Genomic DNA, 20,173 nt, shown 5'->3' with positions numbered 1-20,173 from the left:
TGTCAAGGACACAATAAAACAAGAGATTAAGCTGCTTGAAGATGCCTCCTATATTGAATAGGGGTCATCTTTTTTAAATTCCATTGATAACGGTAATTGTTAGAGTAACGTAAGCGCCTAATAGAAAGGTCCCTAGAAAATGAAAAAGGACACCTCTTTTTGGGTCTATTTTTACAAAATCGCCCCTCGAAAAAGTTAATAAAATAACTACTCAATTTCGGCGGGTTGATGACTTCCCTTTCATCTCTAGTGAGCCACTTTCATAATGTGCCCAACAAGAATAAATTTCGACTATTTTGCTTTCATTATCAATTTTATAAACCACCCTGTGCTGACCATTAATTCGACGTGAATAATATCCAGCAGCTGGTGGTGTCAACTTCTCAAACGATTGAATCGCTAAATAAGGATCCGTTTGTAACACGGTAACGATATCTTCAAAAGATGAACGTAACGGACTTTTTAGTACCTTTTTCAAATCACTCTTTGCTGATTTCTTTATCTTGATACGCCACTCACTCATTATCTATCTCGGCAATCATATTCTCTAAATCAACTGACTCATCATTTTCTCGACTAAAAGCAATCGGCATTTGACCATTCATAAACAATGACAATGTCTCTTGCAAAGCATCATAATCTTTCTTACCAATTAATACCGCACTCTTACTAGTCTCGGCACCCGAAATAAATACAGGTGCTGAGTCACGATTAGTTTCTTTGATCAACGAAAATAGATTATCTCTTGCTTTAGTTGGTGTGATAATATCCATAACAATCGCCTCTTTTCTTAGCTTTCTCTTACTATAAGTATAACGTACGTTATCACGTACGTCAAAAATGAGTTTCTCATGGTTCAACAAATTGTCCTCCCCATTAAAGACACGAACGTCCTCAAAGACGTCCAAAATACCCTATTAGATAGTTTTAAGGCTGGCTGCCGTAATTACACAATCTTTCAAGTCGGCAAAGCAACCCTACTGCGTGTGAGTGATGTCATGCGCCTCAAGCAACAAGACGTTTTTAATCCGGATGGTACGGTGAAACAGACGGCTTTTATTCACGATAAAAAGACCGGTAAAGCCAATACGCTTTATTTAAAACCCCTTCAACATGACTTAAATCAATACCAAAAGTGGTTAACCCAACAAAATCTAACGACCGTCTGGTTATTTCCCTCAACCCAACATCCTGATCAACATATCACTGAAAAACAATTCTATAAGATCATGCATAAAGTGGGTACTTTATTAAATATCAATTACTTAGGGACCCATACCATGCGTAAAACCGGTGCTTACCGTGTCTATGTTCAATCAAATTACAATATTGGTTTAGTCATGCACCTGTTAAACCATAGTAGTGAAGCTATGACCTTAGCTTATCTGGGTCTCGATCAAGCAAGCACTGAAGCCATATTAGATAATATCGACTTTGGCTAATAGACAAAGTAATTAGCCTAATTGAAAGGAATCTCACTATGAACATAGATTTTACGCATGATTATCATGAACTATTTGATGATTGGCACGCGAATAAAACCAAAGCCTTCTTTACACAAAAAATGGCGGCTTATGCCCAAAATGAAAAAGCACACCTCCCCGTTTTATTGTCACGAAATGATTTAAAACAACGTTGGCAAATGAACTCAAGGCAAAGCGTGCATCAAGCCGTCACTAAACCTGATTTTCCCAAACCAGTTTATACATTTAACCACGGAAAAGTAACCTTATATCTTGAAACTGATATTCAAATTTTTGAAATCAATCATCCTTGGTTAATCACCCCCGGCAATCGACTAGCATATAGCCACTGGATTCTTAGCAACGTGATTGATCATTAACCCTTATTTTAATTAAGTTGGCGCAGCCTTCTCAGACAAAAATACCAAACAATTCAAAGTGAATTGTTTAGCCCTTGACGAACGTCAAGGGTGTAAGTGCACATTGACCTCGTTTTACTCGGTCTGCTGATAACCATAAAATTAATTTCTGCTGTTGTTGAATTGACTGTATTTTTAATTCAATTTATGTTTGCACCTAACTAAGATTGTTATGTTTTAAATAATTAAAAAGTGTTGCAGATTACGCTGTTTTAAGCCAAAATTTTTTAATTGCTTTGTGCAGAGAATCTTTATAAGATTGGTAACAATTTTCGAATAACGGTGTTGTAAGATCTGTGAATCTAAACTTGAAGTCATTATTTTGATGTTAGGAGTAATTAAGATGGACGAAAAGAAAGTATTAAAACCAATTGATGAAATGCTTGCTGATCCTTGGCAAGTTGATATTCAAGAATTGTTTGAAGCTTTTGTCAATGAATCTGGCGAGATCAAAAGGAATCTGTACGATTCCTTATACACTTATATTTTGCAAAAAAGACAAGAAAATATTATTAATTGTCCTAGCTTCGTTATTTAGCTCTTTAAAAGCCTTCTGATGGCTTTTAATTTTTGCTTTGGTATAAATGTATATGAATGGTCTTAAAATCGCTAGAAACGAATTTTTTAAAAGCCTTTCTAATAGCGAATCAGCTGTCGGGTCTGGTTTATCTCGCCACACATCGTAATAGCGGTAGGCAGTGTGCCATTCCGGGAAATCGTGCGGTAATTCACGCCATTGACACCCTGTAGTAAGCGAGTAAAGGATGGCATTGAATACGTCATAAAGATCATAACGACGCGGTCTTGTATGCTTGCGGAGGTTTTCTAAATCAGGTTGTATTAACGTAAATTGCGCTCGAGAAATATTGCTTGGATAATCTGGCATGACAAACTCCTCAGTCGGTTTTTCACAATTCTACCAGATTCAGTAGATACTAGACAGGTTCTAAGAGGCATTTCACCATACTAACAAGAAAACCAAAAATTCCCAGATCATTAATTTAACATATCGTATCAAACCACGCCTGGAATATTATCTAGGCGGTTTTTTAATGTCATGGTATTTTCTGGCAGAAAGGTTGCATTATTGTGACTACAGTTGTAAACTAATAAGTGTTAAGAGGCTACAAACGTAGACTTAGAATTCAATTAATGGAGGAAGCCAATTGAAGGATGCAAAGAATGTAACCATCACCGATTCTGAATGGATGGTTATGAGAGCAATTTGGACAATAGGACATGCGACTAGTCGTGAACTAATCGATGCTATGAACGAATTAGAAGGCTGGTCAGCTTCAACAACCAAAACGCTACTTCACAGGTTGATTCAAAAACAGGCGGTTGCGCAGCATGGCGGCAGTCGACCATTCACGTATAAGCCGGTTGTTGGCGAGAAGGAATCAATGGCGGCAGCGGCAGATGATTTGTTTGACCATATGTGTGCGATGCGGGCTGGTTCAACAATTGCCGGCGTTATTCAGTCAAGGGAACTCTCACGGGCGGATATTGCGAACTTACAGGCGATTCTAGCTGAAAAGGCCAAAACAGCGCCCGAGGAAGTTCAGTGTAACTGCTTGCCAGGTGATCAAACGTGTTAAGACTGTGGTGTTCTGTTTACTTTTAGGATTGCTGCACAAAAATACAGAATCTGGGATTTCTGATGGCGGAAACTTATGAATTTTTGTCGTAATCCTCATTCATATAGTGGCATGGTGCTCCGCAAAGCAGAAGCCTAAATATAAGAACCTGGTGGAAAAATCCCGAGCCCGGGGATTTCCACACAAGGAACTTATATTCCGGCTTCTAACCGCTTTGCTACGCACACTTATTTTTAGGGGGTCGATAATCATGGCAAATAAAGAGGACCATATGAACATGAAAAACATGGGTGCTAAGAATATGGAAAATAATGAATCAAATATGAGTCATATGGATCATGATGACATGAAAATGGATCACGATATGGCCGAAATGGATCATGGTCAAATGAAAATGGATCACAGCCAAATGAACATGAATCACGAAACTATGAATATGAGTGGGATGAATCACGGTGATATGGATATGGCTGGGACCGACATGATGATGCACGGTGACTCAATGATGCATATGGGGAATTTGAAAGTTAAATTTTGGGTCTCCGTTGTCTTAGCTATTCCAGTTTTACTGTTAGCACCAATCATGGGGTTAAACGTTTCCATCCTTAGTTTCAGTTCACCGCTAATTGTTGGCATTATCGTCGTTTTGTTTGATACAGCACTTTACTTTTATGGCGGAATGCCATTTTTAAAGGGGGCTAAAGCGGAAATTCAGGATAAATCTCCTGAAATGATGACGCTAGTAACCCTTGGAATTTCCGTTTCATATTTCTACAGTTTGTACGCATTTATTGCCAACAACTTCTTGAACCCGGCAAATCATGTAATGGATTTTTCGTTCGAACTTGCAACCCTGATTTTAATTATGCTTCTAGGACACTGGATTGAAATGAATGCATTGATGGGGGCTGGGAATGCCTTACAAAAGATGGCGGCCCTGTTGCCTAAGACGGCCCATCTAGTTACAGATAATGGTGAAACAAAAGAAGTGCCAGTATCTGATTTAAAAGTTGGTCAAGCTTTCCAAGTGCGTTCAGGTGAGAGTATTCCAGCCGATGGTGTTATTACGGCTGGGGAGTCGACCGTGAATGAAGCACTGGTAACCGGTGAATCTGCTGCCGTTACCAAGAACGTTGGCGATAAGGTCATTGGTGGTGCAACCAACAATAACGGGACGCTAACGGTTAAAATTAGTGGTACTGGTGACTCCGGCTATCTTTCTCAAGTAATGAAAATGGTTCAAAATGCCCAGCAAGCTAAATCTAAAGCAGAAGATAAAGCTGATTTAGTTGCCAAGTATCTATTTTACGCGGCATTTGGTGTTGGAATTATTGCTTTCTTTGCCTGGTTACCCCAGGGATTGGCGACTGCAATGACGATCATGGTGACCGTCTTCGTGATTGCTTGCCCGCATGCATTAGGATTAGCGATTCCATTAGTGGTTTCTCGTTCTACTACGATTGGCGCTCAAAATGGGCTATTAGTTCGAAATCGCCAAGCCATTGAAGCAAGTCAACATGTTAGCCACGTTCTCTTGGATAAAACTGGTACGTTAACAAAAGGTAAATTTACGGTGAATGCATTGATTCCAAGTGATGGGATTGACGAAACAACGTTATTAAGCCGACTGGCCGCCCTTGAAAATAATTCGACTCATCCGCTGGCCCAAGCAATCATTACTGAAGCCCAAGCGAAGAACATTGAAGTTGTTGCAGCTGAAAAGTCTCAAAATATTCCGGGCGTTGGTATTTCCGGTAATGTTGATGGCACTGACTATACGATTGTTAATGGTAACTATTTAACGAAGCAAGGGATCAGGTTTGACGAGGCCGCTGCTGATAAATGGGCTGCTAAGGGTAATTCCGTCAGCTTCCTATTGCAGGGCACCCAAGTTCAAGGAATGGTTGCTGAAGGCGACACCATCAAAGCAGGTGCTAAGGAATTAATTAGTGGTCTTCAGAGGCGAGGAATTACCCCCGTAATGCTCACTGGCGATAATCCAAAAGCCGCGGAACACGTTGCTAACTTACTAGGATTGACGGAATTCCATGCAGGCCTATTACCAGATGATAAGCAAAAGATTATAGCTGATTATCAAGCAAAGGGCAATCACGTCATCATGGTTGGTGACGGCGTAAATGACGCACCAAGTCTTGCCGCGGCCGATATTGGAATTGCAATTGGCGCCGGAACCGATGTTGCCATTGATTCCGCTGATGTTGTGTTGGTTAAATCAGAACCCAGCGATATTTTACATTTTCTTGATTTGGCTAAAATCACAAATCGGAAAATGGTTCAAAATCTCTGGTGGGGAGCAGGCTACAATATTGTCGCAATTCCACTCGCTGCCGGTGTGTTGTCATTTATTGGAATCATTCTAGACCCAGCCGTTGGTGCTGCGGTCATGGCGATGTCGACAATTATCGTGGCAATTAATGCGATGGGATTGACTGGTGAAAAGATTAAAAACGTATAATTAAGTGATGACAAAAAGAGGAGAAAGATCAGCTGGTAGTCTGGTCTTTCTCCTCTTTATGATCATCATGTTAATTACTTATCTGGTTGCTCAGTTAATTTCGCCAATTTTTGATGCAGCCTAATGTCATATTGCCTGGTAATCGGCATTAACACCGCGACCACCCCGCAAATGGCAGCACCGATTCCTGCAATCACAAATAGGCGTTCAATGCCAATCACATCAGCTAGGGGACCGGCAAAAATTAAGCCAATTGGTCCAGCTAGATTAAACAAAGAATTCAAAACGCCTAGAATCCGCCCTAACTCTTCTGCTGGATAACTTTGTTGAATCATTGCCATTAAAAGCATTGTAAAAAATGGGGGTCGCAATTCCTTCAATGATGTTTAAAGCTGCGAACCATAAAAATCCGGTTTGGTTACCTGGAAAAATGCCGCTAATACCGGTTGGAATGCCAACCAGGAAAAATGCGATGATTACGGGCTTCATCCGGTCCTGCCACTTACCAAAGAGGCCAATGATAGTGCCGCCGATTAGCATGCCAGTGGAATAAATGGCTTCAATTAAGCCAGCCTGACTAACGGTTCCCTGAAAGTATTTCATGGTCATGAGTGGATACATGCTGGCAGCAGGCATGTAGGTTAGTGTGAAGACGGCGCCGATCAACGTAATGTACCACAAGCCCTTGTTGTTCGTAAGTTGTTTGATCCCCAAGCGGGTGTTGTGGAGCACATGCACTGGCTGATCAATTTTTTCATTGTTAGGAATTTGAACCCACGTTAAAATACAAATCCCAATGATGGCCCCAAGTACGTCTAACAGAATCAAGTACTCGATGGGGGTAAACGCAAATAAAAACGCGCCCAGTGCTGGGGCAATAATCATATTCACGGATTGCACCATTCCCAGTTGGCCGTTCATACGGGTAATTTCTTTGTCTGGCACCATTGTGGGCATTACCGATTGAATCGTTGGTATCTGGAAGGTTCGCGCACAAGACCGCATCAGTAATGAAATAAAAATGATCCAAAGTGGAAATACATGAAAGACCGTTCCGGATACGGAAAGAATAATAGCGAAACAGGCAGCAAAAACGTCCGGGAAAATGAGGCGTACCCCGAAAGTTAAAGTAACTTTCGGGGTTTTTCTTTATGACTAAGATATCAAAACAAACAAAACTTGAGGCAATCCTGGAATATTTTTCAGGGAACAAAAGTAAACAAGAAGTTGCTAAACGTTATGGCATACACTATACGAGTTTCAAGATGCTGTTAGAGGCGTATAAAACACACGGATCTGACGTGTTATTTAATCCTCCAAAACCAACTGGAAAATTTCGAGTTGAATTAGCTTCGTGGGCAATCAGAAATAACGCTTCGAATACTGAAGTTGCAGCTAAATTTGGCTATGTAGGCACCGCTCAAATAGTAAAGTGGAAAGAGATATATTCCAAACTTGGGCCAAATGGGTTATTGTCTATACAAAAAGGACGAAAACCTAAAATGCCTAACAAGAAGCCTAAGTCAGATAAACCGTTGACGGATCAAGAAAATCAACTCGCTCAACTCGAAGACGAAGTTCTTCGATTGAAGATTGAAAATGAAGCGTTAAAATTATTAGCCTCGATTCAGCAACGAACCGACAAATCTCAGAAGTAGCTTGCCGACTCGAGGCGCAATTTAAACTAGTAGATATTCTAAAGGTTCTTCCGATTGCAGAAAGTACAGTACACTACTGGAAACGAAAGTTTAAAAAGGAAGACCCCGATGAGCCACTTCGCGTGGCTATCAGGACGATTTGGGAAGCGGATAATCACTATGGTGTGCGTCGAGTTTATTTAGAGTTGCGAAAGCAACCTGAGTTCGCAAAGGTAAATCACAAGAAGATCCAACGACACATGCATGAGATGGGGTTAAAAGGCGTTGGGTATAACAAGCAATCGCGTAAGTATGATTCATCTAAGGGTCCTGAAGGGAAACGAGTGAAGAACAAGATTCACCGTCGTTTCAAGACTGATCGACCATTACAAAAACTATCTAGTGACGTCACGGAGTTTAAAGTTCCGGCCACTGGAGAAAAAGTATATTTAGAACCAATCCTAGATATGTACAACAACGAGATTCTTACACATTCAATTAGCACCCGTCCGAATCTCGAATTTACCCTACAACCGCTTAATCAGCTCGTAGAGCGAATGCCAGAACTTTCTTATCGAACAACCATTCACACTGATCAAGGTTGGCAATATCGGCACAGATCATGGCGTAAGACGCTGAAGAAAAACCGCATCATCCAAAGCATGTCGCGTCGCGCGACCGCTCTAGACAATGCGGTTATGGAAAGTTTCTTTAATAAATTGAAGGTCGAAATTGGCCCATTGAACAATTATTCATCGGCAAAAGAGTTGATTGACGCAATTAACAATTGGATACTGTATTACAACAACACACGAATTCAAGTAAAATTAAACGGCCACTCACCGGTAGAATACCGACAAATGGCCGCTTAATCAGCTAAAATATTTTACTTTAACTTTTTGGGTACGCCTCAAAATTAGGAGGCCTTTTTGTTCCACCGATCAACCATAGGACCAACAAACGGACTAAGAATCACCATTGGCAGCATTCCTAAAATAGTAGCAATGCTCAATACCATTGCTGAACCGGTTTTCTTGGTCAAATACCAAATAGTGGCGGCCTTCTTGATTATCAAATAATTTTTCACCACTTCTATAAGCGGCGCTGGCAATGGCACTGCATCCTTTACCAGCACTATTATATAATCGCCCCTGTGAAAACCTATTAAAACAGCATAATAACCCTTTAATATTGCTATATTTTCCGTAATTATATAAGCAGACCGTTATATATGACTTATGTTTCAACAAATCGACCTACAAATCAAAGACTCCGCCATCTTTCAAAGTCATGCCGATTATTTATGGGGTTTGCAGCAACTAAAGTGAAACAATCATTTTAGTTGCTATTTTTTGAAAGCGCTTTTTATTAGTGTTATGATCAACCTATTAAATCATTAATAGGAGGAGACAACATGTCTATAAAAAATGTAACTGTTGCAGGTGGTGGTATTTTAGGTGGGCAAATTGCCTTTCAAAGTCAGTTCATGGGATTCAATGTTACGGTTTATGATGTCAATGATTCTGCTCTAAAACACTCTGAACAATTAATGACATCATATCCTGATATTTATAAAAATTTCTATGAAGATGGTCAAAAAGCGGATGAAGTTATTGAAAACATCCGCTTTAGTTCTAATCTAGCTGATGCTGTTCAGGACGCAGATCTAGTAATTGAGGCCATTCCAGAAAATGTCAACATTAAGAAGGATTTTTATAAGCAACTTTCGAGAGTTGCTCCCCAAAAAGCAATATTTGTTTCAAATTCTTCTACGCTCGTTCCATCTCAATTTGTTGACAGTGTTGATCGTCCAGAAAAATTTTTAGCCCTACATTTTGCTAACCAAATATGGGTCAACAATAATGCTGAAATTATGGGACATGCGGGAACTGATGAGAAGTATATTGACGAACTTGTGAAATTTGCGAGAGATATCCGAATGGTCCCTTTTAAATTAAACAAGGAACAACATGGTTATATTCTAAATTCACTCTTAGTTCCATTTCTAGATGCGGGACAAAAACTATGGGCAAATGGTGTTTCCGATCCTCATACAATTGATAAAGCCTGGATGTTAGCAACGAAGGCCCCAATGGGACCGTTTGCAATATTAGATGTTGTTGGTTTACAGACACCCTATAATTTAGCTTTATCAAGGTCAGACACAGATGAAGAACAAGCCAAAATTGCTCGTTTGATAAAAGAAATGATCGATGAGGGACATACGGGATTGGCAGCAGGAAAGGGATTCTATGAATATCCTAACCCTGAATACCAACAAGAGTCATTTTTAAAATAAGAATGACATTAGCGTTTTTTTAAATAGCGTATATCAACATAAAGCGTAGTAAAAGGAGACCATTATGCGATATTCTAACGGAAATTATGAAGCTTTTGCACGTCCAAGAAAGCCCAAAAATGTGGATCAAAAATCAGCGTATATTATTGGAGGAGGGCTGGCCGGATTGGCGACCGCTGTTTTCTTGGTGCGCGATGGACAAATGTCCGGGGAAAAAATTCATATATATGAGGAATTGCCTACTCCGGGTGGATCGTTAGATGGAGAAAAGCGTGCCAATATCGGCTTTGTGACACGTGGTGGTCGAGAAATGGAAAATCATTTTGAAACTATGTGGGACATGTATCGATCAATTCCTTCTTTAGAAATTGAAGACGCCTCTTACTTAGATGAATTTTATTGGCTAGATAAAGATGATCCAAATTCATCTAATACTCGCCTAATTTATAATCGTGGACAGCGCGTACCAACTGATGGCCTGTATACTTTGGATGAAAAATCTAAAGAATTAATAGATTTAGTTTTAACTCCTGAGTCAAAATTGGGTAAGACGACTATTGAGGAATTCTTCTCAAATGAGTTCTTTGAAAGTAACTTTTGGATGTACTGGGCAACTATGTTTGCTTTTGAAAAGTGGCACTCTGCAGTTGAGATGCGTCGATACACGATGCGATTTATTCATCATATTGATGGATTACCTGATTTTAGTGCCCTGAAGTTCAATAAGTACAATCAATATGACTCTATGGTTCTACCCATTATAAAGTATTTAGAGTCATACAATGTCGAATTCATCTATGATACACAAGTTAATAATGTTGTGGTAGATTTCGAAAATGACGAAAAAATTGCCAAAAAACTCGTGATCCAGGATGGTGATGATGTTAGCCTATCACGTGATGATCTTGTATTCGTTACAAATGGTTCTATTACAGAAAGTTCAACATACGGAAGCCATGATAAACCCGCTCCTATATCAAAAGAGTTGGGTGGTAGTTGGTCACTATGGAAGAATCTGGCAGAACAATCTAGTGATTTCGGTCATCCAGAAGTATTCTATGATAACCTACCTGAAAAAAGTTGGTTCGTATCAGCGACAGCCACTATAAAATCACCAGAAATTGAACCTTACATTGAACGTCTCACCAATCGTGATTTACATGATCACAAAATTAATACTGGTGGAATCATTACCATAACCGATTCGAACTGGTTGATGAGTTTTGCTATTCATAGGCAGCCACATTTCAAAGAACAAAAGGAAAATGAAACAACTGTATGGATATATGGACTATATTCAGATACCAAAGGAAATTTTGTTGATAAGACCATTGTAGAAAGTTCTGGGGAAGAAATTACGCAAGAACTCCTTTATCACCTTGGGGTCCCTGAGTCCAAAATCAAACAATTGTCTAACCAAAACAATATAAATACCGTTCCAGTATTTATGCCATTTATTACATCATACTTTATGCCCCGCGTTGCGGGTGATAGGCCAGATATTGTTCCTAAAGGGTCTGTTAATTTAGCCTTTATTGGTAATTTCGCAGAGTCGCCTAGTAATGACACCGTATTTACTACCGAATATTCCATTAGGACAGCCATGGAATCTGTCTATACTTTGCTTGAAGTTGAACGAGCTGTTCCTGAAGTTTATGGATCCATTTATGATATTCGAGAACTACTTAAAGCCATCTACTATATGGGAGATAAAAAAACCATTGATGAGGCTAATTTAGGAATCCCTAAATTAGCTAAAGTAGCTCTAAAAAATAAGATAAAGGGAACGTTTATCGAAGAGCTACTTACCGAGAGTAAATTACTATAAAACATGATGGCTGTTAAAACTTTCTGAATTATCAAAAACTGTTGCAAATTATTATAATGCGACATATTTCGATATGTAATAAGCTTTTCATTTTTGAAAAAGACTTGATGATTATATTTCATCAAGTCTTTTTTATAGCTACGTATTTTTTAAGAAGTAACCTGATTACGGGAAAATGTATATGGGAAGTCCGGACTGCTTTATTTCTAAATCATAATCCGAGATAATCAAATGTATGAATTTTTATTATGAATGCTAAGATATGATTAAATCAAATAATAATGGGAACCAGAAAGGTAAAAATATTATGGTGCAACAAATTGTCCTACCCATCAAAGATTCCAATATTAGGAACCAAAATACCAATTGATTTGGCATCTTTCGTCATGAGATTTTTAGCATTAAAATTTGGCACATATTTTAATTTTTTTGTAACTCTAATACTTTTTTCTTGTCTTTTCGCTAAATTTCTCCCCCTTTCCATTCAGTATTAACGATACTGTAGTGATTGAAACGCCGGCTTCATTTGCAAGGTCTTTTATAGTTGTTTTACTACCCATTAATTATAATCTCCAAATTCTTATAGGTTTATTTATATATTCCTCGTTTTATGGGTAGTTATATATATATTTCCCTTAATGCTCTACATAAATCAAAGATATATTATTAGAGTCATAATAACATCTATTAATAGTTTATAGCATATATTTTATTCTTTCAATTGCAAAAAATAATTTGTACTCTTGTCCACTAATTGATGTTTTAAATAATATAAAAATAAATACGAAAATCATTTATTATATATAAATCGTTTTAAATAATTCATTTCTAGTTCTCTACTCTAATTACTTCCTGTAATATATATCTACACCGTTCCCACCATTATACTTCGGAATCATTTTGAATTCTTGAGTAGAACTACATAATCCAAATTTTATTGCTATTTTCTGAATTTTGTTGAACTGATTGAAAAAATTATATATTAATTCATAGTCTTATAAAGCTGTAAATTTTATTTTCAACAAAAAAACCTTAAAAGTTAATGAAAGAAATTTATATCATTTCTTCCACTCCCCTTTAAGGAATTATAGCTAACAAAGGCTGACAAACCTTCATTTGGTTATTAATAATTTTTACTTTTCTGTCAAAATATAACGATGAATTAATGCTCCAATAATTGAGCCAACAAATGGTGCTGTTAGATATACCCAGATATCTTGCATAGCTAAACCACCTGCAAAGATTGCTGGGAACAATGAACGAACAGGATTCATTGATGCACCAGTTAAGTTACCAGCGACGAAAACTAACAATGCAATTGTCAAACCAACAGCAATTGGTGCCTGTAAGTTGTAAGTCTTAGTCTTAGAATCATTCAATACCAAGATGACAACTAATAATACCGTTGTCAAAATAACCTCAATGAAGAAAGCCATTCCAGCTGAAATATTAGGAAATACTGTTGCGTTCAAATGATTCTTAGCAACTTCTGTTGACCACTTCAAGCCAGCTCCATTAAGATAGGCCTGATAAGTAAACTTCAAAATGAAACCACCAATTAATCCACCAACTAGTTGTGAAACAACATATATAATCGCTTCAGTCCCTTTCATTTCCTTATTTAAAAAGTTCATGAATGTTACAGCTGGATTGAAGTGTCCACCGGATAGTGGGCCAAAAGCATAAACTAGTACAGCTAGCAAAACTCCCCATCCAATAGATGGTCCCAATAGGTCATTATAACCACCACCCATTACTACTAAAGCTGGTCCAAAGAAGACCAACAAGGCACTTCCAAAAACTTCCCCAAAGATTTTCTTTTTCATTTCACTTTCCCCTAAATAGCATCATTAACCATGCTCAAAAATGCAGCTGGTTCTAGCGATGCGCGACCAATTAACAAACCATCAATATCTTCTAAACCTAAAATCTCTTTTGCATTCTCTGGGGTTGCTGAACCACCATATTGAATGCGAATCTTATCAGCTACTTCCTGTGTAAACAAAATTGCCAATGATTTACGAATTACTTTTGCAGCATGCTCAATAATTTCGGCTGAAGGTGCTTCACTAGCACCAATTGCCCAGGCTGGTTCATATGCAATGACAATCTTCTCCGCCTTTGCCTTATCGACACCAGCCAAACCAACGGCAATTTCTGTCAAAGGTGCCATATCTTCGTCATCAGGATTATAGTGGGTTGCATCCTCAGCAATTGCGACAATTGGAACCAAACCATTACGAAGCGTTGCTGTTACCTTTAACCCAACAGATCCATTGGTTTCTTTAAACATCTTACGACGCTCATAGTGACCCACAATTGACCCTGAAACATCAATATCAGCCAACGCAGCTGGTGATGTTTCACCGGTATAAGAACCCTCATCAGCCCAATGTACATTTTCAGCAAATACACTTACTGGAATGTCTAGTTCCTTACTACGCTTAACCATTTCGTGCAAGTAAATATCTTGTGCTGCAATACCAACTTCTACCTTTTTAGGATCAGGTAGTTGTCCTTGAATTTCTTGTAGGAAATCGTAAACTTCAGCTACCTTTTTGTTTGTTTTCCAATTTCCTATAACTAAAGGAACTCTCTTTGACATTACTTTGCCTCCCCTTTTAGCGCCTTTAATTGCGCTTCATCACGTAAACGCACATACTCTTCTGTCATTGCTTGTTTTGTCTCATCAGACCATTCAAGAATCTTAGCCATCTCATCAATAACTGGTGTTTCAAGACGTTCTAAGTCCTCTGACTTAAACAACAAATAATTTGTACGACGCAAGAAGTAATCAATTGGACGCAAGACAAATTCTTTATCAATTGCATAATGCAACATGCTAGTTTCAGCTACTGACAATTTAGGTGCTGAAACACCTGTTTTGATATATTCAATTATTTCAGGCGTGTTAGATCCATATAGGTTAGCAATTTCTTTAGCTTTAACTTCGTTAACTTCATACTTCTCTAACTCTTCTGCATATTTCTCAATCTCAGCATCAACATCATTTGGATTAAAGTGACCACCAGATACTGGATACTTTGTTGAATCAATAGGCGTAACCTTAGTAGCAAATTTATCAGCAAAAATGTCTACTAATTTTTCTAATGTTTCAGAAGCCATCAAACGATAATCCGTCAATTTACCGCCTGATACGTTGACAATACCGTTTTCTGCCTTAATTTGGAAACCACGTGAGACACTTGAAGCACTCTTATCACCGCTACTTGTTAAGTCACTTAATTGTTCATCAACTTCTTGACGATCAATTTCGTTATTAAAGTATTGATCAAGCTTAGTATTTAATTCATGCAAACTCTCATCAGATGCTGTTTTCTTAGTTGTATTACCGTTGTAATCACCTGCACCACCAATTAATGGTCGTAATCCAGCCCAACTAGATTGCACATCGTCAATCGTGATATGTGCATTTGGAAAATGACTATTAATAGTTGCTAAAAGATAATCGACATCAGCTTGTTCAACCTTAGGATGCAAATAATCACCTGAATAATCTGTATCTGTTGTTCCAAAATATGTCTTATTAGCACGTGGAATAACGAAAATCATACGACCATCATGGAATCCAGAATCAAAGTAAACAGTGTTTGATACTGGCAAACGATCTTGATTAATAACTAAATGCACACCCTTAGTAGGACGAATTGTATCCTTAGTTGTCTCATCAGCAATTTTGGTAATTGAATCATGCCATGGACCAGCTGCATTAATGACAACCTTACCCTTAATATCAAATACTTCTTTGGTAAAAGTATCTTCAACACTAACCTTCTTACCATCACCATCAGCTGTGACCGCTGTCGCCTTCAAATGACTAACAGCGACCGCTCCATCACTAACGGCTTGTTTAATGTTTTCAATTGTTAAACGTGCATCATTGTTTTGGTAATCTAAATAAATTGCCAAACCAACCAATCCTTGATGGTCCAACATTGGTAGATAATCATGTGATTCTTCAGCCGTTAACAGGCGATGAACATATGGACTATCTGCAGGCACTTCGGCCAACTTATCATAAATCTCCATGGCAATTTCAGCACTCATTGGTGTAAAAGTTGCTTCAGCATCATCATAGAGTGGCATTAACATGTGTGATGGACGTGGAATATGCGGTGCAACTTGTTGTACTCGTGCACGTTCACTTACGGTATCAGCCACAACATCTACGTCAAAGGTCTTTAAGTAACGGATACCACCATGGACTAGCTTTGTTGAACGACTACTTGTTCCTTCAGCAAAGTCTTGCATGTCAATAATGGCTGTCCGCAAGCCAGAAGCTGCTGTTTGAAGCGCAATACCGGCCCCAGTGATTCCAGCACCAATAATAACAACATCAAAATCATTTTCTTTTAAGTTTTCAATTGCTGCTATACGCTGACTACTCTTAAATCGCATTATTTAGTCCCCCGCTTCTTTGGCTTGAAGACACGTGTTGCTTCAACAGCCAATTGCCATCCTTCATATAATTCATCTGCATGTTCTTCTGACATTTCTGGCTTAAACTCAGTGGCTTGTTGTGTCATTGTCTTCAACTCATCAACATCCTTCCAGAATCCAACAGCTAGACCGGCTAAATAAGCTGATCCAAGAGCTGTCGTTTCAACGTTAGCTGGACGTGATACTTCTGTGTTTAACAAATCTGATTGGAATTGCATCAAGTAGTTATTCAAAGATGCCCCACCATCGACGTGTAACTTAGCAATATCCAAGCCAGTATCTTGACGCATTGCATCAACAACATCACGGCTTTGGTAAGCTAGTGATTGCAACGTGGCTTTAACGAAATCTTCACGAGTTGTTCCACGAGTCAATCCGAATACTGCTCCACGTGCTTCCGAATCCCAGTATGGCGCACCCAATCCAGTAAAGCCGGGTACAACATAAACTTCGTCTTCGTCGATAGAGGCATTAGCCATATCTTCACTTTCTGGACTTTGCTTAATAACACGCATACCATCACGTAACCATTGCAAGGCTGATCCAGCAACGAAAACAGAGCCTTCAAGAGCGTACGTCACCTTACCATCAATTCCATAAGCAATCGTTGTCAACAAACCATTATCTGAAATTTTAGCTTCATCACCAGTATTCATGACAACGAAAGCTCCAGTTCCATAGGTATTCTTAACATCACCCTTGTTAAGGGCTAATTGACCAAACAAAGATGCTTGTTGGTCTCCAGCAATACCTGCAATTGGTACCTCAGCACCGAAGAAGTGAACAGGGATAGCTGTTCCATAAATTTCTGATGATTGGTGAACTTCTGGCAACATCTTTGCCGGAATATTCAATAGATCCAAAAGCTCTTGGTCCCACTTTAAATTCTTAATATCAAACATCATGGTACGAGAAGCATTTGTGTAATCTGTAATGTGAACTTGACCACCCGTCAACTTCCATACCAACCATGTATCAATTGTTCCGAATAGTAACTCACCATTTTCAGCACGGCGTTGTGCCCCGCTAACTTGATCTAGAATGAAACGAATTTTAGTAGCTGAGAAGTAAGCATCGGGAATCAATCCAGTCTTTTGTTGAATCATGTCTTGATATCCATCTGCAATTAACTTTTCAGCAATTGGTGCCGTTTGACGTGATTGCCAGACTACAGCATTATAAATTGGTAATCCTGTTTGTTTGTCCCAGACAATCGTTGTCTCACGTTGATTAGTAATACCAACCCCTTCAATATCAGTAGGTTGAATTCCTGATTGAATCAAAGCCGTTGCGATAACAGCTTGAACAGCAATCCAAATTTCATTAGCATCTTGTTCAACCCAACCTGGTTGTGGATAGAACATCGTGATTTCACGTTGCGCAGAAGCAATTACCTTCCCATGCTTATCATAAATCACGGCACGTGTGCTAGTTGTTCCCTCATCAATTGATAATACATACTTTGGCATAATAATATTCCTCCATTGAATAACCTACAACTCTTATTAACTATTCATACTGTATTCAAAAACATTTAAAATGTAAGCGCTTTCTTTCAACACATAAAGCTTACAACGGATTAAAAAAATTCGCAATGTTTAATTTTCCTTCAAATAAGCTTATTAAAAAATTCACAAAAAAGTCTTATTTGTATTGGTCAACCTTTAATTTTAATAGTGCAATTATTCAAAACTTGTCCTATCGCGTACCGAGAAACATTAATGACACTAGCCTGTGAAATTAATTTACATTTTATCTTGGCTGTATTTTCATCAAATGCAATTATTTAACAAATCCGAATAAAGTTTTTTTAAAAAAACTTTTTTTTCACAAGCTCTTTTTCTTACAAAACAAGATAGATATTTTCAAAATTTGATACATAAAATTTGAATCACTAACTATTTTTATAAAATCAATTGTCAAGGGCCATGTAATTATGTCATAAAAAGGCCATCAAAAATGTTGTTTTTTGGCCATGAAACTAAGTATCTTTTCGAGTTTGATTTCGAAAATAATCCATCATTCTGTATGATTTTCCACTAATTTGAATTCTAACTGAATGATGAACTAATCTGTCTAAAATGGCGTTAGCCTGTGCATCAGAAATAAATTCCGCCCAGCGACTTAATGGTAGATTAGTTGTTACAATTGTAGAAGATTTTTCATACCGTTCGTTAATAACTTGGAAGAAAAAATTAGCTGATGCGTCATCCATTGGCATAAATCCAATTTCATCTAAGATTAATAACGGCACTTTACGAAATTTCTTTAGAGCAGCACCTAAGGTGCCACGCTTTTCTGCTGTCTTAAGGTGCTGAATCATTCGTTGTGCTGTACTAAAAATAACATCCTGATCTTTCATAATAGCTTGTAATCCTAATGAAGTTGCAATGTGGGTTTTCCCAACACCAGGTGTTCCAATCAGAATTAAATTTTTACGTTCTTTCATAAAGCGTAGTGTATTTAGTTCCAGTATTTGTTGTTTATCTAAAGATGGTTGATAACTGAAGTCAAAATCTTCAAATGTTTTTAAATATGGAAAATGGGCACGTTTGATTCGTTGCTGACGTACATTTTGTTTTCTGGCTTGCAATTCAAACGTCGTTAATATCTGTAAAGCCTCGGTTAAAGAAACATTTTGAAGTTTTTCGGAGTCTAATAATGACGTTAAATTAGTGCGTATATTTGATAAACGGAGTTTAGTTAAGTTTTCTTGTAATACTTCATATTCTGTTGTCATATCAATCACCATTACTTTCATCTGAAGACATCATAAAATCATAGTAGTTCATTTGATTATGCATAAAGGACATGATTTCGTCGTCGCTTGCTTGCGCTTTTAAATCTGAATGTAAGATATCAACAACATCCTCAGTGTGATAACTAAAAGGTACAGGACTATCATTAGTTAAAAGTAGGTGCGTACTAATTAATTGCCCGTTATAATAGATGTGTCGTTCGGTTAATGTTGGACGAATTTCAACTTATAGACCGATATATTTACTTGGAACAGAGTACTTATTACTTTGATAGACAATCATTGATTCATGAGAAACTTTTCGATAATGCCGGTTATCGATGTACGTATGAATTAATTGTTTATTGAGAGGTATAAAGTGCTCTTTTTCTGTTATTAATCGATTGATTGGCAAATCATTAATGGCTTGAGATGTTTGATTGTTAATATTATCTGTGATTTCATTAATCGCAATTTCAAATTGGTCAGGTGTAGTAAATTCATAGTCATAAACTTTGAGATGCCGTTTTACAACACCTGCAAGACTTTCAACTTTTCCTTTAGTTTGTGGTCTGTATACTTGGTGTGTGATTGGCATAAAGCCAGCGTCGCTGGCAAATGATTCAAATCGTGGATTTAACATCTTCTGTTCAAACTGGCTTGTATGATTGACCACTTGGCGCATATTATCAAACCAGATTTCATAAGGAATACCTCCAATTATTTCAAAAGCATTGATTAATGAACGAAATAGAGTCGTTTGGTTTCTATCAGTTACTAGTTGAATATAGCTAAATCGTGAGTATCCCAAAACAAATAAAAAGACTGAGAATTTATGTGCTTCACCATCAGTCGTATGCAAAATAACATCTTCCTTCCAATCAACTTGTGCTGATAATCCAGGTGTTGTTTCTATACGAATAGTTGCCTTTTTAATCTTGAAACTTTTAAATTGACGTGCATATCTTTTTACCGTCGTATAACTGCCTGTATATCCCTTATGCCTAATAAAATGATAGGCTGCATGAGCGTTAACACCGTGATTAAATTTCTGTTCTAGTAGCTCCTTATATGGATCTAAAACAAAAGGCTTATTTTTTGGTTTACCAGAATCCGAGTTATCATTTTGCATTTCTAAAAAGGCTTTTTTAATTGTTCTTGGGTCGACGTTAAATGCTCGTCCAAGTTCTGCATAATTCGGCTTAATATGTTCCATAGCGAGTCTCCGTAAATAAGTTCTAATTTCGTGATGCAT

19 protein-coding genes and 3 pseudogenes are annotated in these 20,173 nt (G+C 37.9%); 9 read left to right on the top strand and 13 right to left on the bottom strand.

Annotation, left to right across the window (positions count from 1 at the left end; all coding sequences use genetic code 11):
- Positions 1-26: 26 nt before the first annotated feature.
- Genes ACQ4QH_RS10330 through ACQ4QH_RS10320 form a run of 3 tightly spaced genes read right to left on the bottom strand, consistent with a single transcriptional unit; the run spans position 27 to position 773 of the window.
- Positions 27-215, bottom strand: coding sequence for an IS3 family transposase (locus tag ACQ4QH_RS10330; RefSeq protein ID WP_439819540.1), 189 nt, complete (start codon positions 213-215; stop codon positions 27-29).
- The gene (locus tag ACQ4QH_RS10325) at positions 212-523 is read right to left on the bottom strand and encodes a Txe/YoeB family addiction module toxin (protein WP_197729938.1); all 312 of its coding nucleotides are present in this window, start codon (positions 521-523) and stop codon (positions 212-214) included. The genes ACQ4QH_RS10330 and ACQ4QH_RS10325 overlap by 4 nt, the downstream gene beginning before the upstream one ends.
- A complete protein-coding gene (locus ACQ4QH_RS10320) occupies positions 516-773 on the bottom strand; it encodes a type II toxin-antitoxin system Phd/YefM family antitoxin (RefSeq protein ID WP_040760346.1) in 258 nt (85 codons plus the stop codon). Before ACQ4QH_RS10320 ends, ACQ4QH_RS10325 begins: the two co-directional genes overlap by 8 nt.
- 78 nt (positions 774-851) lie before the next feature.
- On the opposite strand from ACQ4QH_RS10320, the gene ACQ4QH_RS10315 reads away from it, so the two are divergent.
- The 3 genes from ACQ4QH_RS10315 (at position 852) to ACQ4QH_RS10305 (ending at position 2,420) form a co-directional block, all read left to right on the top strand.
- Positions 852-1,442, top strand: coding sequence for a site-specific integrase (locus ACQ4QH_RS10315; RefSeq protein WP_165207285.1), 591 nt, complete (start codon positions 852-854; stop codon positions 1,440-1,442).
- A gap of 38 nt (positions 1,443-1,480) precedes the next feature.
- On the top strand, positions 1,481-1,843 hold the full coding sequence (locus ACQ4QH_RS10310) for a hypothetical protein (RefSeq protein ID WP_165207287.1): 363 nt from the start codon (positions 1,481-1,483) through the stop codon (positions 1,841-1,843).
- A gap of 364 nt (positions 1,844-2,207) precedes the next feature.
- Positions 2,208-2,420 carry a hypothetical protein gene (locus tag ACQ4QH_RS10305; protein WP_404975743.1) on the top strand — a complete coding sequence of 71 codons (213 nt, stop codon included), beginning with the start codon at positions 2,208-2,210 and terminating at the stop codon, positions 2,418-2,420.
- A gap of 84 nt (positions 2,421-2,504) precedes the next feature.
- Here the strand turns inward: ACQ4QH_RS10305 and ACQ4QH_RS10300 are convergent.
- Positions 2,505-2,768 (bottom strand): annotated as a pseudogene (locus tag ACQ4QH_RS10300) (transposase); the annotation flags it as partial.
- 280 nt (positions 2,769-3,048) lie between these two features.
- On the opposite strand from ACQ4QH_RS10300, the gene ACQ4QH_RS10295 reads away from it, so the two are divergent.
- Positions 3,049-3,480: a CopY/TcrY family copper transport repressor gene (locus ACQ4QH_RS10295; RefSeq protein ID WP_002827245.1), complete on the top strand. Its 432-nt coding sequence runs from the start codon at positions 3,049-3,051 to the stop codon at positions 3,478-3,480.
- 250 nt (positions 3,481-3,730) lie between these two features.
- A complete protein-coding gene (locus ACQ4QH_RS10290; RefSeq protein WP_439819539.1) occupies positions 3,731-5,956 on the top strand; it encodes a heavy metal translocating P-type ATPase in 2,226 nt (741 codons plus the stop codon).
- Between the two features lie 74 nt (positions 5,957-6,030).
- Here the strand turns inward: ACQ4QH_RS10290 and ACQ4QH_RS10285 are convergent.
- Positions 6,031-7,066: pseudogene (locus ACQ4QH_RS10285) on the bottom strand (MFS transporter); the annotation flags it as partial.
- 41 nt (positions 7,067-7,107) lie between these two features.
- On the opposite strand from ACQ4QH_RS10285, the gene ACQ4QH_RS10280 reads away from it, so the two are divergent.
- Together ACQ4QH_RS10280 and ACQ4QH_RS10275 are read left to right on the top strand one after the other, a co-directional pair.
- A complete protein-coding gene (locus tag ACQ4QH_RS10280) occupies positions 7,108-7,614 on the top strand; it encodes a helix-turn-helix domain-containing protein (protein WP_439818706.1) in 507 nt (168 codons plus the stop codon).
- Positions 7,569-8,465, top strand: a complete 897-nt coding sequence (locus ACQ4QH_RS10275; RefSeq protein WP_439819491.1) for an IS3 family transposase — start codon at positions 7,569-7,571, stop codon at positions 8,463-8,465. The genes ACQ4QH_RS10280 and ACQ4QH_RS10275 overlap by 46 nt, the downstream gene beginning before the upstream one ends.
- A 50-nt stretch (positions 8,466-8,515) precedes the next feature.
- Here the strand turns inward: ACQ4QH_RS10275 and ACQ4QH_RS10270 are convergent.
- Positions 8,516-8,710, bottom strand: a pseudogene (locus ACQ4QH_RS10270) (MFS transporter); the annotation flags it as partial.
- A gap of 297 nt (positions 8,711-9,007) precedes the next feature.
- Between ACQ4QH_RS10270 and ACQ4QH_RS10265 the strand changes: the two are divergent.
- Positions 9,008-9,892, top strand: coding sequence for a 3-hydroxyacyl-CoA dehydrogenase (locus tag ACQ4QH_RS10265; protein ID WP_002827674.1), 885 nt, complete (start codon positions 9,008-9,010; stop codon positions 9,890-9,892).
- A 64-nt stretch (positions 9,893-9,956) separates the two neighbouring features.
- Positions 9,957-11,720: an oleate hydratase gene (locus ACQ4QH_RS10260; protein ID WP_395461855.1), complete on the top strand. Its 1,764-nt coding sequence runs from the start codon at positions 9,957-9,959 to the stop codon at positions 11,718-11,720.
- 437 nt (positions 11,721-12,157) lie between these two features.
- Here ACQ4QH_RS10260 and ACQ4QH_RS10255 read toward each other — a convergent pair whose 3' ends face one another.
- The 7 genes from ACQ4QH_RS10255 to istA all read right to left on the bottom strand — a co-directional run bounded on the left by ACQ4QH_RS10255 (position 12,158) and on the right by istA (position 20,173).
- Complete coding sequence (locus ACQ4QH_RS10255) at positions 12,158-12,280, bottom strand: LacI family DNA-binding transcriptional regulator (protein ID WP_439819538.1); 123 nt, start codon at positions 12,278-12,280, stop codon at positions 12,158-12,160.
- Positions 12,281-12,853: 573 nt separating this feature from the next.
- Positions 12,854-13,546 carry an MIP/aquaporin family protein gene (locus tag ACQ4QH_RS10250; RefSeq protein WP_439819537.1) on the bottom strand — a complete coding sequence of 231 codons (693 nt, stop codon included), beginning with the start codon at positions 13,544-13,546 and terminating at the stop codon, positions 12,854-12,856.
- 11 nt (positions 13,547-13,557) lie between these two features.
- Positions 13,558-14,325 carry a triose-phosphate isomerase gene (tpiA, locus tag ACQ4QH_RS10245; protein WP_439819536.1) on the bottom strand — a complete coding sequence of 256 codons (768 nt, stop codon included), beginning with the start codon at positions 14,323-14,325 and terminating at the stop codon, positions 13,558-13,560.
- On the bottom strand, positions 14,325-16,139 hold the full coding sequence (locus tag ACQ4QH_RS10240; protein ID WP_439819535.1) for an FAD-dependent oxidoreductase: 1,815 nt from the start codon (positions 16,137-16,139) through the stop codon (positions 14,325-14,327). The genes tpiA and ACQ4QH_RS10240 overlap by 1 nt, the downstream gene beginning before the upstream one ends.
- Positions 16,139-17,650 (bottom strand): glycerol kinase GlpK, encoded by a 1,512-nt coding sequence (gene glpK, locus ACQ4QH_RS10235; protein WP_439819534.1) that lies wholly within the window; start codon positions 17,648-17,650, stop codon positions 16,139-16,141. The genes ACQ4QH_RS10240 and glpK overlap by 1 nt, the downstream gene beginning before the upstream one ends.
- A gap of 512 nt (positions 17,651-18,162) precedes the next feature.
- On the bottom strand, positions 18,163-18,921 hold the full coding sequence (gene istB, locus ACQ4QH_RS10230; protein ID WP_439819533.1) for an IS21-like element helper ATPase IstB: 759 nt from the start codon (positions 18,919-18,921) through the stop codon (positions 18,163-18,165).
- A 244-nt stretch (positions 18,922-19,165) separates the two neighbouring features.
- Positions 19,166-20,173 carry an IS21 family transposase gene (gene istA, locus ACQ4QH_RS10225; RefSeq protein WP_439819532.1) on the bottom strand — a complete coding sequence of 336 codons (1,008 nt, stop codon included), beginning with the start codon at positions 20,171-20,173 and terminating at the stop codon, positions 19,166-19,168.

The sequence above is a fragment of the Weissella paramesenteroides genome (assembly GCF_051903945.1).
In the GTDB taxonomy this organism is placed as follows: Bacteria; Bacillota; Bacilli; order Lactobacillales; family Lactobacillaceae; genus Weissella; species Weissella paramesenteroides_A.
This window is presented reverse-complemented; position numbering and strand designations above follow the sequence as displayed.